At 47.7% G+C, this 14,020-nt stretch carries 11 protein-coding genes; 10 read left to right on the top strand and 1 reads right to left on the bottom strand.

Annotated elements, in window-relative coordinates:
- Positions 1 to 26 precede the first annotated feature (26 nt).
- The 9 genes from AB4Z30_RS23360 to AB4Z30_RS23400 all read left to right on the top strand — a co-directional run bounded on the left by AB4Z30_RS23360 (position 27) and on the right by AB4Z30_RS23400 (position 11,521).
- Positions 27 to 2,057 (top strand): peptidoglycan D,D-transpeptidase FtsI family protein, encoded by a 2,031-nt coding sequence (locus AB4Z30_RS23360; protein ID WP_441929844.1) that lies wholly within the window; start codon positions 27 to 29, stop codon positions 2,055 to 2,057.
- 262 nt (positions 2,058 to 2,319) lie between these two features.
- Positions 2,320 to 4,296, top strand: coding sequence for a peptidoglycan D,D-transpeptidase FtsI family protein (locus AB4Z30_RS23365; protein WP_441929845.1), 1,977 nt, complete (start codon positions 2,320 to 2,322; stop codon positions 4,294 to 4,296).
- Positions 4,297 to 4,544: 248 nt separating this feature from the next.
- Positions 4,545 to 5,489 (top strand): metal ABC transporter solute-binding protein, Zn/Mn family, encoded by a 945-nt coding sequence (locus AB4Z30_RS23370; protein ID WP_441929846.1) that lies wholly within the window; start codon positions 4,545 to 4,547, stop codon positions 5,487 to 5,489.
- Positions 5,490 to 5,514: 25 nt separating this feature from the next.
- The gene (locus AB4Z30_RS23375; protein WP_441929847.1) at positions 5,515 to 6,345 is read left to right on the top strand and encodes a metal ABC transporter ATP-binding protein; all 831 of its coding nucleotides are present in this window, start codon (positions 5,515 to 5,517) and stop codon (positions 6,343 to 6,345) included.
- A 3-nt stretch (positions 6,346 to 6,348) separates the two neighbouring features.
- Positions 6,349 to 7,308: a metal ABC transporter permease gene (locus AB4Z30_RS23380; protein WP_441929848.1), complete on the top strand. Its 960-nt coding sequence runs from the start codon at positions 6,349 to 6,351 to the stop codon at positions 7,306 to 7,308.
- Positions 7,309 to 8,181, top strand: coding sequence for a metal ABC transporter permease (locus AB4Z30_RS23385; RefSeq protein ID WP_441929849.1), 873 nt, complete (start codon positions 7,309 to 7,311; stop codon positions 8,179 to 8,181). It begins immediately after the preceding gene.
- Positions 8,182 to 8,584: 403 nt separating this feature from the next.
- Complete coding sequence (locus AB4Z30_RS23390) at positions 8,585 to 9,334, top strand: Cof-type HAD-IIB family hydrolase (protein WP_441929850.1); 750 nt, start codon at positions 8,585 to 8,587, stop codon at positions 9,332 to 9,334.
- Between the two features lie 54 nt (positions 9,335 to 9,388).
- On the top strand, positions 9,389 to 9,829 hold the full coding sequence (locus tag AB4Z30_RS23395) for a DUF456 domain-containing protein (protein ID WP_145336354.1): 441 nt from the start codon (positions 9,389 to 9,391) through the stop codon (positions 9,827 to 9,829).
- A 63-nt stretch (positions 9,830 to 9,892) separates the two neighbouring features.
- Positions 9,893 to 11,521: a putative polysaccharide biosynthesis protein gene (locus AB4Z30_RS23400; protein ID WP_441929851.1), complete on the top strand. Its 1,629-nt coding sequence runs from the start codon at positions 9,893 to 9,895 to the stop codon at positions 11,519 to 11,521.
- Between the two features lie 101 nt (positions 11,522 to 11,622).
- Here the strand turns inward: AB4Z30_RS23400 and AB4Z30_RS23405 are convergent, their stop codons facing one another.
- Positions 11,623 to 12,912 carry a DUF2515 family protein gene (locus AB4Z30_RS23405; protein ID WP_441929852.1) on the bottom strand — a complete coding sequence of 430 codons (1,290 nt, stop codon included), beginning with the start codon at positions 12,910 to 12,912 and terminating at the stop codon, positions 11,623 to 11,625.
- Between the two features lie 142 nt (positions 12,913 to 13,054).
- Here AB4Z30_RS23405 and AB4Z30_RS23410 point away from each other — a divergent pair, with 142 nt between their 5' ends.
- On the top strand, positions 13,055 to 13,399 hold the full coding sequence (locus AB4Z30_RS23410) for a thioredoxin family protein (RefSeq protein ID WP_111269516.1): 345 nt from the start codon (positions 13,055 to 13,057) through the stop codon (positions 13,397 to 13,399).
- Positions 13,400 to 14,020 lie beyond the last annotated feature (621 nt).

Below are 14,020 nucleotides of genomic sequence, written 5' to 3' on the forward strand. Positions count from 1 at the left end.
ATCAAGTCATGAAAGAGGTAGGATGAATGAAAAAGCATTCCAATGAGAAGGATGAACTTGCGGACAAACGGCGCTTTAGTTACCGGATGAACGTATTTTTCTTCGCTTCCTTTGTTATTTTTAGTGTGATTATTGTGCGTTTGGCCTATTTACAGTTCGTCGAAGGGCCTGAACTTAGCCAGGAAGAAGCGAGTAACATTACGAAGGATGTGCCGCTCGCTCCTGTGAGAGGAACCATCTATGACTCTACAGGCACGGTGAAGCTGGCGTATTCCAAACCGATTCAATCGTTGTATCTTACATTGTACAAAAACTATGGCGATGTGGATGGTAAGCCTAACCCCAAAATTGGGGAAGTCCAGGAGATGGCCGGGCATCTACATGATGTGTTTGAAAAGTATAAAGCCCCCAATTCTGAATCTCTGACCGTGGATCAGATTATGGAGGAAATGGATTTGAATTCACGCAAGGCGAACGGTTTTATGCCGCGTCTGATCAAGAGTGATTTGTCTGAAGGCGAGGTTGCTTATTTTCTCCAGCATAAGGATGAATTCAAAGGTATTCAGATCGTGGAAGAAAGTGTACGTTACTACGATCCGGACACAGTGGCTGTTCAATCCATTGGTTATTTGAAAAAATTCAAAAGCTCCAAAACATTGAACAAGTATAAAGAAGTGGATGAAGCGAACAAAACACAGACTGATCCAGGTTTGGTTTACACGGAGAATGAGTTTGTTGGATTTGATGGGCTGGAGTTACAGTATCAGGATAAGCTGCGAGGCAAAAGTGGTTATACGTCGGTTGACGTTGATCTGCGTAACCTTCCTGAAGGGGTAGCGGGTACAACCCCGCCGCAAAAAGGGTATGACCTGATCTCCAGCATCAACAAAAACGTACAGGTGAAAACCGAACAGGCGATTATGGATCAGCTCAGCTGGTTACATCGCAATCCGGTATCCGGTAAATTGCATCCCAATGCCAAAACAGGCTTTGCCGTAGCGATGGAAGTGGATACAGGCAAAGTTGTAGCTGCAGCCAGTATGCCTGATTATGACACCAATGTGTGGAGAACGGGCAGCATCAGCACAGAGGATTACGATAAAATCAAATATATTTACCAGAACGGTACAATCCGAGGTTTCCTGCCTGGTGAGTCCAGAAAAAGGGCTGAATCCGTCGTGTTGCTCGGCTCAACGATTAAGCCACTGAGTGTGTTGATCGGTTTGAAGGAAGGTTTCTTTACCACCAATTCGGTGTATATCGACCGAGGTTCAACCACATTTGGCGGAGATAACCGCCGCGTACAGAACTCATCGGGGCATGTTTACGGTGCCATGTACCCTCGTGATGCCATTCGTCATTCCTCCAACGTATTTATGATTGACGAGATTGGTAAGAAGCTGTACTCGCGATATGGTGCTAAGGGCGTTGACGTGTGGGATAAGTATATGGAGCAATTTGGTCTTGGTATAAAAACAGGAGTGGACTTGCCGAATGAGTGGCCTGGACGTAAAGAATATATCGAAAGTTCTGAAACCTCATTGACTAAACTAGTCTATGCTTCCTTTGGACAACAAGGAAAATATACAACCATGCAACTGGCGCAGTATACCGTGATGCTTGCCAACAAAGGAAAACGCATGGAACCACAGCTTGTTAAAGAGTTCCGGGATTCGGAAGGCAATGTGGTGGAGAAGGTGAAACCGAAGGTACTCAGCACAGCAGACTTCAGTGATGCATACTGGAATGAGGTACAGCGTGGTATGGCTACCGAGGTTTCTGCCTTTGGCGGGTTCCCTTATGATTTTGCCAGAAAAACAGGTACGTCGACACAGAGTATTGGAGGCAAACCGGTCGATAACGGGGTGTTTATCGCTTATGCCCCACGTAACAATCCAAAGCTGGCTGTTGCTGTCATGATCCCTGAAGGGGGCTTTGGTTCCAACAGTGCCGCTCCGGTTGCACGCGCGATTTTCGATGCTTACGATCAGGAATTCGGTCTCGATGGTATTCCGAAAAAGGATAAAAATAAAGACACAGAAACGAGTACGCCGTAATGCAGTGATGGAGATCTTACACGCCATACACCAAAAGGCCCCGAGAACGGGGCTTTTTTTGTTGTACTTTATGGAACCCAATCATTCCTCTTACGTTATATACAGAGGGAAGAGGGTTAGCCAAGAGCTAGGGAAGGCAATGTTGTATTATTTATGGTTGGATCATATTACGAGAATGTAACCAAAAATAGAAAGACGTTACAGTCAGCTTTTGCTAAAATTAAGAGGTGAAAGTTTGCTAACGAACGGAGAGGGGCATTACATGTTTAAACGACTGAAGAATAAACCGCCGAATGAGGACGAGAGAGCGGTAAATACAGCTTCCAGCGCCAGGCTGAATATATTTTTTTTCGTGGCTTTTGTTATATTCAGCATTCTGATCTTTCGGCTGGCATTTATTCAGTTTGTCGAAGGGCCTGAACTGACTTATATGGAATCGACACGCAATACTAAAGATATTCCGTTAGCCCCTGTGCGCGGACCGATCTATGATGCGACCGGAAAAGTGGCACTTGCTTATTCAGAACCGGTACAGTCACTCTATGTACTGCTTTATGAGGATTATCGTAATGATGACCGCAGACAGGAAGCGGAGGAACTGGCTCGTGAACTGGCGGATATATTCAAACGATTCAATCCGGGAGACGAGAAGCAGCCGGATGCAGAGGAAATCGTTAAACGGCTGGATCTGGATCATCAGAAAACATTCGGTTATGTGCCAAGACTGGTCAAGTCGGATCTGACAACCCAGGAAATTGCTTTTTTTCTAGAGAAAAAAACGGAGTATCCCGGTGTTATGGTGCTGGAAGAGAATGTACGGAGATATGACCCCGATCGTGTTGCTGTGCAGGTTGTTGGTTATACACGGGAATTTAAGGGAGCAGGTGCATTAAGGCAATACAAAACGATCATAGAGCAATCGGCATCGCAGCGTGATCCGGGATTGGTATACTCACAGGATGAGAAGGTTGGTTTCGATGGGTTGGAGTTACAGTACCAGCAGGAGCTTCGAGGACGAAGCGGATATCATTCCATTGATATTGACTCTCGCAATTTACCAACGGGCACAATGGAGCTGACTCCACCAGAGAAGGGTTATAGTCTGATCTCCACCATCGACAAGGAGGTTCAGCTTGCGGCACAAAAGGCCATTACGGATGAATTACGAAAGCTGCCGAAGGCTATTACGGGCTACGCCGTAGCTATGGAAGTGGACACAGGCAATGTGGTAGCTATGGCAAGTATGCCAGATTATGATCCGAATGACTGGGATTATGACAAAATCAAGTATGTTTTCCGTAACGGGACGACAGAGTCTTTTCCGCCTAACGATAATAAGCCAAGCCGCGCAGAGTCCGTTGTGCTTCTTGGGTCGGTCATTAAACCGCTGAGTGTTCTCATCGGTCTGAAAGAGGGACTGTTCACTGCGGGAAGTACTTATCCTGATAAAGGTTACGCTGTATTAGGCAAGGATGGAAGACAAGTAAAGAACTCACATTCGGCCTACAACGGTAATATTACCGCACGGAGAGCGATTGAAAAGTCGTCCAATGCTTTTATGATTGATATGGTGGGCAAGCGTTTGCTGAATAATTATGGTGCCACAAAAGCCCTTGCTAAGTGGGACGAATACATGAAGGATTTTGGTTTGGGTGTCTCTACAGGCATTGATCTGCCCAAAGAATTCCTTGGTCAGTTGGAGTATAAAGCAGACAATAATGAGTCTGCACTGACACGTCTTGCGTTTGCGTCATTTGGTCAGCAAGCCAAATATACGACGATGCAACTTGCCCAGTACACCACTATGCTGGCAAATAAGGGTAAGCGGATGGAGCCACACCTGGTGAAAGAAATCAGGGACGCAGAGGGCAATGTGGTGAAGAAATTCAAGCCAAAGGTGCTTAATGAAGTACAGTTTGCCGATGCACACTGGAACGAAGTGCATAAGGGGATGGTCACCAAGGTGAGTGCCTTTGACGGGTTCCCTTATGATTTTGCCAGAAAGACAGGAACATCCGAGCAAGGAACCGGGCCGAATAAAAAGGAGAACGGTGTCTTTATCGCCTTTGCCCCGCGGGAGAATCCAAAGCTGGCTGTAGCAGTCGTCGTGCCTGAAGGTGGGTTTGGATCGGTGAGTGCTTCGCCTATCGCACGCAAAATTTTTGATGCATACGATCAAGTGTATGGATTAGACGGCGTTCCGAAGGGCAAGAAGGATCAGAATCAGGAGCAAAATTAAATATCGGAGCTTTTAAAACAAGAAGAACAAAGACAGGATCATAGAAACGTTTGATAAACAGCATCATACTGTACTTCATAAACTTTTGGACAGGCGAGGGGAAATATCCCTTGCCTTTTATTTTTTCATCGGATAAAATTTGCACAAKGGAAACATTATTAGACGAACTTAAAAATTAGTACCTTGTACAACTTAATTAGTTATGGACAAATATTTTAGGATAGGGAAAGGGGAAGGTTGAATTGTTAATGGTGAAGATGAGGAGCATTCATCGTGGGTTCATTACGATGGCATGTCTTGTACTTATTATTGTGCTTACCGCTTGTTCTAGTACTCCGGAAACAGATGCTAACGGCAAAGTGCAGGTCACGGCAACAACAGGCATGATTGCGGATGTAGCACGAGAGGTGGGCGGAGCATATGTTGAGGTTACCGGATTGATGGGACCAGGTGTAGACCCGCATTTGTATAAAGCATCCCAAGGAGATATTCGCAAACTGGAACAAGCCAAGGTCATCTTCTATAACGGCCTGCATCTGGAAGGAAAGATGACAACTATATTGGAGAAAATGTCCAAAAGTAAACGGGTCACTGCGGTTGCCGAAAAAATTCCGGTAGAGGAGTTACATTCCGGTCAAGCGACAGGCGGTACGGAGTATGATCCGCATGTGTGGTTTAACGTCAAACACTGGATGCGTGCTACTGAAGCTGTCCGTGACACGCTGATGGAAGCAGACCCGGATCATGCACAGCAGTACAAGACACAGGCGGAAACGTATCTGGAGAAGCTGGGTGCATTAGATAAGGAAGTGCGTGAGAACATTGGACAGATTCCTGAAGCGAGCCGTGTACTGGTGACTGCGCATGATGCATTTGGCTATTTTGGTCAAGCCTACGGTATTAAAGTAATGGGACTTCAAGGCATCAGCACAGCAGCGGAATACGGAGCCAAAGATGTAAGTGAATTACGGGATTTTCTGGTAGGAAATCAGATCAAAGCGGTATTCATTGAATCAAGTGTACCTGCTAAAGCGATGGAAGCGATTATTGCTGGTGCAGCTGAGAAGGGCCATACCGTGAAAATTGGCGGCGAACTATTCTCTGACGCTATGGGGGCTGAGGGAACCGTTGAGGGCACCTATATCGGAATGGTGCGGCACAATGTCGAAACGATCGTGGCAGCTTTAAAGTAATAAATCATTTGGAGAGAGGAGCGCTATGATGATAAACAATACCAATACAACCAAACAAGCATTAGAAAATATAGACAATGAACTGCCCGGACAAGGAGTAGAAACTGCCTCTTCGCCTCTTCGCGTAAGCAATTTGGCGGTGGCTTATCACAAAAAGCCAGTGCTTAGCAATGTATCCTTCGATGTACCCGAAGGACAACTTATTGGCATTTTGGGTCCGAATGGGGCAGGGAAGTCAACCTTGATCAAAGCGGTTCTGGGGCTTGTACCCAAAATGCACGGTGAGGTAGAAATTTTCGGACGATCTTATCGTGAAACACGGCGGCGCATCGGCTATGTTCCGCAGAGAGAGTCCGTCGATTGGGACTTTCCGACCCATGCTTTAGATGTTGTCATGATGGGGAGGTACGGACATCTGGGATGGTTCCGACGTCCAGGCAAAAAGGAAAAGGATCTGGCCGCTCATTGTCTGGAACAGGTTGGCATGGGGGATTACATGTATCGGCAGATCAGCCAGCTATCAGGTGGACAGCAGCAGCGTGTTTTCCTCGCCAGAGCGCTTGTACAGGATGCAGACCTGTATTTCATGGATGAGCCTTTTGCAGGAGTGGATGCTACAACGGAGAAAGCGATCATTTCTCTGCTGGAGCAATTGAAAAGACAGGGCAAGACCGTGCTGGTAGTTCACCATGATTTGGCTACGGTGGAGGAATACTTCGATCATGTACTGCTACTCAATGGACGTTTGGTTGCCGCTGGACCGACAAGCGAAGTGTTTGTCGAAGATACATTACAAGAAACCTACGGAGGCCGGATCGCGATGATCGGCAGCCGAGCGGGGAAAGGCCAGGTGTAGCACATGTGGAACTGGGTTATTTCTATTTTGTCAGACCCGAACACACGTTGGATATTACTTGGCTGCCTATTGCTCGGATTCAGCAGTGGTATTATCGGTTCGTTCACCTTTCTTCGTCGTCAAAGTCTGATGGGCGATACTCTTGCACACGCGGCTTTGCCTGGAATTTGTATCGCGTTTATGTTGACGGAAACCAAATCGATTGCATTGTTCTTATTCGGTGCACTCATCGCGGGCATTGTAGCAACTTTCGGGATTTCGTGGATCACCCGATTTTCCCGGATCAAGCAGGATACAGCGATGGGTATCGTGCTGACGGTGTTTTTCGGTATCGGTGTGGTGATGTTGACACGTATCCAACATAGCGCCAGTGGAAGCCAGAGCGGACTTGACAAGTACCTGTTCGGGCAAGCGGCATCGATGGTGTTAACGGATGTGTATGTGATGGGCGGGGTGTGTCTTGTACTATTGGTCGCCTGCCTAATTTGGTTTAAGGAATTCAAGCTCGTGAGCTTCGACCCTGGCTTTGCGAGAGGTATGGGGCTGCCAGTTGGGGTATTGGAGCAGCTTATTCTGTTACTGACTGTCATTGCCGTTGTAGCCGGAATTCAGGCGGTCGGTGTGGTGCTCGTTGCGGCATTACTGGTGACCCCGGCAGCGGCGGCAAGGTGCTGGACCGATTCGCTCGCTCTTATGGTGCTACTGGCTGGATTGTTCGGCGCATTAAGCGGTGCCGCAGGAACGATTTTCAGCACGTTTGTTCCTAACCTGCCGACAGGGCCAGTAACGGTGCTTGCAGCTACGGTGTTGTTTGCCATATCTACTCTGTTTGCACCGAGACGTGGATTGCTGGCTCGTAAGTTGCGGAGCATCCAAGCAAAATCGACTTATATGCGTGAAGAACAGGCTACGTTACAGTTAAGCTCCACACAGCCCCAAACACAGAAACGGGGGGAGATGTAAATGGCTACATTCTGGATTATTTTAACGGCAATATTAGTCTCCTCTGCTTGCGCCATTCTTGGTTGCTTTCTGATTCTGCGCCGTATGGCTCTGGTCGGAGATGCGATTAGCCATGCGGTGTTGCCCGGGATTGCGATTGCTTTTCTGTGGAGTGGCTCCAGAGACTCTCTGTGGATGTTGCTTGGTGCAACAGTGTTTGGGTTGTTGACGGTGTTCTTCATTCAGAGCCTCCAGGCTGGAGGCCTGTCTTCGGATGCTTCGATTGGCATTGTATTTACAGCACTCTTTGCTGTAGGAGTCATCCTTATCAGTCTGAATGCGCAGCATATCGATCTGGATCTGGACTGTGTATTGTTCGGTGAAATTGCCTATGTACAATGGGATACGTTAACGTTGTGGGGCGCGGATGTAGGGCCAAGAGCGGTTTGGATGCTGGGGATTACGTTACTTGTCATTCTTGTCGTTGTCGGGCTGTTCTACAAGCAGTTCAAGTTATGTGCTTTCGATCCGGCACTGGCGGCAGCTTGCGGCATCCCGGTGGTTTTGTTCCACTATGCGCTCATGGGACTAGTTTCCATGACATCGGTTGCTTCTTTTGAAAGTGTAGGCTCCATTCTTGTTGTAGGCATGTTGATTGTACCTGCGGCTGCAGCTTATCTGCTCACGGATCAGCTTGGCAAAATGATTCTGTACGCTGTACTGATCGGTGCAGCCTCCTCTGTTGGCGGTTACCTGATGGCTTACGCGATGGATGCTTCTATTGCAGGATGCATGGTGGCTGTGGCTGGTATTTTATTTGTACTCGCGCTGCTCCTGTCACCAAAACATGGAATTGTGCTGCGGTATGTCCGCCGTAAATATGCGGCACGGTGACCACTGGTAATAAGGATCATGCATGGCATATCATATTAGGCATGATTTGTACTTTTGAATTTGAACAAATCAGTTGATTAACCAGACCGCCTGCTCTGAACTGCACCCCAATTGGCACAACTACCAATTGGAGGTGCAGTTCACTCTGCCGGCGGTTTTTGTATTTCCGATTTCTAATAATATCTGATATACAGCGTCAAAGATTCAAATACAGGTTACTTTGTTGCATATGCGTGATCTGTGGTAAAATGTCGTTAGTTGTGACGTCCGGGGCGTCCGCGATTTCGCGGATACCGGGCGATCTTGTTGTTTAAGTAGAGAGAGCTTGGAAAAAGTGGATGTGGAAGTCGTTTAATGCAAGAGGGTTTATAGGAGAGAGAAATACTGGAGGAGGATTTACAGCATGAGTGAACTGAAATATAAACTGCTGGCCTTGGATATGGACGGCACGTTGCTGAATGATAATCATGAAATTACACAGGAGACGGCCAAGTGGATACAGATTGCAATTCGCCGAGGGGTACATGTGTGCTTGTCTACGGGGAGAGCGGTATACCATGCTATGCCTTATGCGGTACAGCTCGGTCTGGAAACGCCAATGGTTACAGTTAATGGTAGCGAGGTTTGGAAAGCGCCACATGAGCTTCACTTACGCCATCTGATGGACCCGGCTTTGATTCGCAAGATGCATGAGATTGGGGAGAAATATAACAGTTGGTACTGGGCATACTCCGTGGAAGAGTTGTATAACCGGGATCGCTGGACGGGTAACATTGAAGGAGTGGAATGGCTGAAATTTGGATTCACCACTGAGGATGATGAGGTTCGCCATCAGATCATGATAGAGCTGCAGGAAATGGGTGGTCTGCAAATGACCAATTCCTCTCCTGTAAACATTGAAGTAAACCCGGAGAACGTATCCAAAGCTACCGGTGTAGCCGAAGTATGCCAGTTGCTGGGCATCAACATGTCCGAAGTGGTCGCTGTTGGCGACAGTCTGAATGATCTGGCTGTCATTGAAGCTGTCGGTCTGGGTGTTGCGATGGGTAATGCACAGGAGCAGGTAAAAGAAGCGGCAGATTTAATTATTGGAAGCAATAATGAGGATGGCATTGCTCATCTGATTCGTGAACATATTTTGAAGGGGGAGTAACCTTTGCTCGCAACCGTTGGCTGGATTTTAATTGTACTGCTGTTTGCAGTTGGTATGGCAGGTACGGTATATCCGATTCTGCCGGGTGCAATCGCGATTTTCTTCGCGTTTCTGGTCTACGGCTGGTTTTTCAGCTTTGATCCGTTTGGTGTCTGGTTCTGGATTATTCAGATTCTGATCGTAGTGGTACTGTTTGTGGCGGATTATGTGGTGAGTGCTTGGGGAGTCAAAAAGTTCGGCGGCTCCAAGCTATCTACAACGCTGAGTACCATCGGTGTAATCATTGGCCCGTTTGTGATTCCTGCCTTTGGACTTGTCCTGGGGCCATTCATCGGTGCGTTTATCGGAGAGCTGATCGGCGGTTCCTCGCCTTCCAAAGCATCCAAAGTTGGTTTTGGCTCTGTCGTCGGGCTGTTTACCAGCACGGTGATGAAAATTATTTTGCAACTCGTGATGATTGTTCTATTCATTATTTGGGTGGTTCGATTCGCCTAGATTGTCAGGTTAGCTAGCTTAGGGCCGAAGAGGTCCGGTGTGGGGAAAGAAGGGGAATTCGTTTTGTCTAAGAAGGAAACATTTATTAAAGGTACGCTCATATTGGCGGCTGCCGCATTGATTGCAAGGGTACTAGGTCTGGTGCAGCGCGTGCCGCTGGAGCACATCCTCGGGGATATCGGTAACGCATCGTTCACGATCTCCAATACGGTGTATTTAATGCTATTAACTGTGGCAACGGCGGGCATACCGAGTACGCTGAGTAAAATGGTTTCGGAACGCTACGCGCTCGGACGCGCAGGGGAAGCGCAGCAGATATACCGTGCAGCCTTAATATTTGCAGCCGTGGCCGGTGTGGTCATGTCTGTTCTGTTATGGTTCGCGGCACCATTCTATGCCACCCATATTTCCAAAGTACCGGAATCTGTGAGTGCTATCCGGGCCCTTGCTCCGGCTCTGCTGCTCTTCCCGGCGATCGCGATGATGCGTGGGTATTTCCAGGGACGCGGGAATATGACGGCAGGCGGTATCTCGCAGATCGTAGAGCAGTTTGCGCGTGTAGGCGTAGCGATTATTGTGGCCTATGTGATGTTGCAATGGAATTACGATGATCAGACAATTGCAGCCGGGGCATCCTTCGGTGGTGTGTTTGGTAGCATCGGCGCATTTGCGGTGATGCTGTACTTCACTTTGAAGCTCCGCAAAAGTGATCGTGCGGCTCAGCTTCATTATGAGCGTGCAGAGCAACTGCCGATGCGCGGTATTTACACGGATATTTTTAAACTTTCAATTCCGATTGTGTTATCTTCACTTGCTGTTCCGGCAATCAACTTTATTGACTCTTCTCTCGTCGTTCCCCTGCTTAGTGGACGAATCGGTCTGGAAGAAGCGACAGGTGTACTGGCGATTCTTGGCGCCAAAGCCCAGAGTATAGCCGGTATTCCGCCAATTCTCGCAATTGCGCTCAGTCAGTCCCTTGTGCCTGTCATATCAGCGGCTTTTGCCCGTAAAGATGAGTTGCATCTGAAAAATCAGGTAACGCTGGCGCTGCGGATTTCCATTCTGACGGGAATGCCGATTGTGATTACTTTGTGTGCGGCGGCTTATTCGGTAAACGGCTTGCTGTTCACAAGTCCAGATGGCACGCCGATTATAGCATTACTGACGTTCGGCACCATTTTCCAGATTACAATGATGACAACGAACTCGATGCTTCTCGGGGTGGGTAAACCACGAATCACGATGATTAGCGTAGCGGCAGGTATTATCGTTAAGCTGATTGCGAGCCTTATCCTAGCGCCGATCTTTGGCATTTACGGGATCATTATTGCAACAGGACTATGTTTCTTGGTCATCACATATCTGAATCTGCGTGTACTGCGTAAAATCGTTGATTTCTCGATTATGGGGGATCGCTGGATTGGATTTATCATCACGGTACTTCTCGCAGCAGCTGTCGGCTTTGCAGCCAATTGGAGTGGAAACCAGATCTTTGGTGCGTTCTTACCTGCACGAGTATCTTTCCTGTTAACCTGTATGGTCGTGGGTGTGCTGGTCGTTGTGGTATATCTCGTGCTGATGGTGGTTCTTCGTGTGTTGCGTAAGGACGAGCTGGGGAGTTACCCGCGAATTCTGCAAAAAATTCTTCGTCCCCTTATGCGTCTGCAACGCGGCGCCGGACAACGGGGATAAATTTAGGTAAAAAAAGCGCGGTCTGCTCTTTAGCGGACGGCGCCTTTTTTATTGTTATTGCATAGGGAGATGGCTTCGGATTCTATTTTTTCTCCTGCCAATTAGTGAGTGATGGCCTGTACATCATGAGCGAGAGCTGTTTTTAACATGCCGTACCGATGCTCATGACTCATTTCAAACAGCCAAGGTCTGCGTGGCGCGGTCAGGTATCCAAGGCAATCTCTTGTCTCAAGCCAGTCATGTCTTGTAATCGGTTCATAAGGAGTGTCACCCCAGACAGCGAGCAGCTCAGGTGAATAAAGACGCTGACCTTTCGGCAGCCATTCCTCATTCATTAAAACTTGCGTGTACAGATTATGGTCTGCTGGCCCCTCGTGATGCTTGGTAAACAGGCCCGGCCAATATTCCGCCCGTGAGCCGCCGTGAGGAACGGTGCGTGCGAACTCCAAAACTTGCTGGAGCACTTGCTCCACACCGAATAGTAGGGCATACAGTCCTTTGCCGAACTGGATCCGCTCATTTAGTTTGCCAAAATGTTCAATAACCCGTCCGGTGAGGCCACCTCCTTGTCCAAGAGGAAAGACAATGTGGTTCAGCCCGGCCAGATTATGCAGATGAAAAGCAGGTTTGGAGAGCACTTCTTTTTGAAAATAAGGATGCTGCACCACTCTGGTCTCAATATAGTTCTGCTCATTAATAATTAATGCCACACTCAGTATGGAACTGCACCGTTCCAGCCAAAAGCGCTCCCAGAACGGCGTCATAAATGCCGATACGTGAAAATGAGACAACAGATGGAAGCAGCTTCGGCCAAGCCGCCGACTGTGCATATACAGCTGCAACTGAGGGTACGCATCTTGGAAAATAAGAGCATTGCACCGCTCCAGCAGGCGATACATATGTTCACGATCCACCTGGTTTTGCAAATTATGCATCAGGTCACTGTGCAGGTCGGTCATATGATATCCGCCGTTGCGGGATACCATGTGCGCCAGCAGAGCCCAGTGCAGTTCGGGGTACTGTTCATAACATTCCAGATAAGCAGCCGTGCGGGTCACATTACTGCGATTCTGCTGCTGCGTTAAGGTTTTGATTTCTTCAAGAATGATACAATCCTCCTCACAAACCAATGCACTTTGTGCTTGAATGTTGCGTGTAGGAGATGATTTGCCAGCTATAGGTATTAACCGTTCTACCTCAGCCTGCAGAGCAGCAGCAGTATCTGCATTCCAGTTCAGGTTACGCGAAGGGTGTCTGAGCTGGGAGGAAGCATGCCAGGCAGCCTGTTTACCGCGCCATACTTCCAGGGCTGCTCCGGGAATGGAGCGAACGATCTGCATAATGGAACCTGTGTGATGCGTTTCCGAAGAGTCGCTTCTGGTGGAAGTCATGAATGGAACATCCTTTCATGAAAAACTGTGTTTGATAAGCCAGAACTTGTGGTTATTCTAAGTATGCGCCGAACATTTGACTTCCAATCACCAATTTGCTTCACTTAGATGTAGACAAGGTGCAGAAAAGGAGATGTGACAAATGGAACAAATTACATCCAAACCGGAATTTGATGTGGCGATTCAATCTCCACGTTTGACGGTAGCCGTATTCAAGGCAGATTGGTGTGGAGACTGCAAGTACATCGATCCGTTTATGCCTGAGGTCGAAACCAAGTATTCACGTGATTTAACTTTGATTGAAGTGGATGTTGACCAGGTAGGCCCGGTGAGTCAGGAACAAAATATTTTGGGTATCCCAAGTTTTGTAGCCTATACGGACGGACGGGAATTAGTGCGATATGTGAATAAGCTGCGTAAGTCTAGAGAAGAGATCGAGCAGTTTTTGGATCGCGCAGTTGAGGTGTATAACACGATTCACAAGTAAGGTGAGATGAGTTGCGCGGAGACGGAACTGTGGAGCAGCGGTAAGTTTAGATGAGTTGTGCAGAGAACGCAGCTGTGGAGCAGCGAGATGTAGTAAGGGTTACACCGTTGCAATTGACAGATCATTCGATATGCTTTGATCGACATCGCTAAGAACGAATTCCGGCATGTATGCAAAAGTGTGAGGTACGGGAGCATATACCGAAGCAATAAGGGTGAGCAAGTACCGCACAGCATAGCAGGAATGAATTATCTCAAGATAGGGAAGACTGTGGACTAAGTATGCAAACACAAGGCTGTCGGTAGAGCCACATTTTGGCTTAAGACGGCCTTGTTTTTATTTTGGTTGAGGTGAAAAGAACTAGAGGCTAAAGATCGGAGTCGGGATTTTTCTGCGTCAATGTTGCGGTGATATGCTACATACCAACTCAGGTCCTTTCGCAGACACTGCACGGTAACTCAATGCTCTAACGATCACCAGGAACGTTATTTGCTCGAATGTAACTCATAAAAAAATCTAACGATCTCCAGAGACGCTATTGGGGACTAAAAGGCGTATTTGCAGCAATTATTGCCGTGTTACTTAGAAATAAGCTCCATGGTGATCGTTAGGTTCAGAAAA

This window comes from Paenibacillus sp. 2TAF8, assembly GCF_052114825.1.
Lineage (GTDB): Bacteria > Bacillota > Bacilli > Paenibacillales > Paenibacillaceae > Paenibacillus.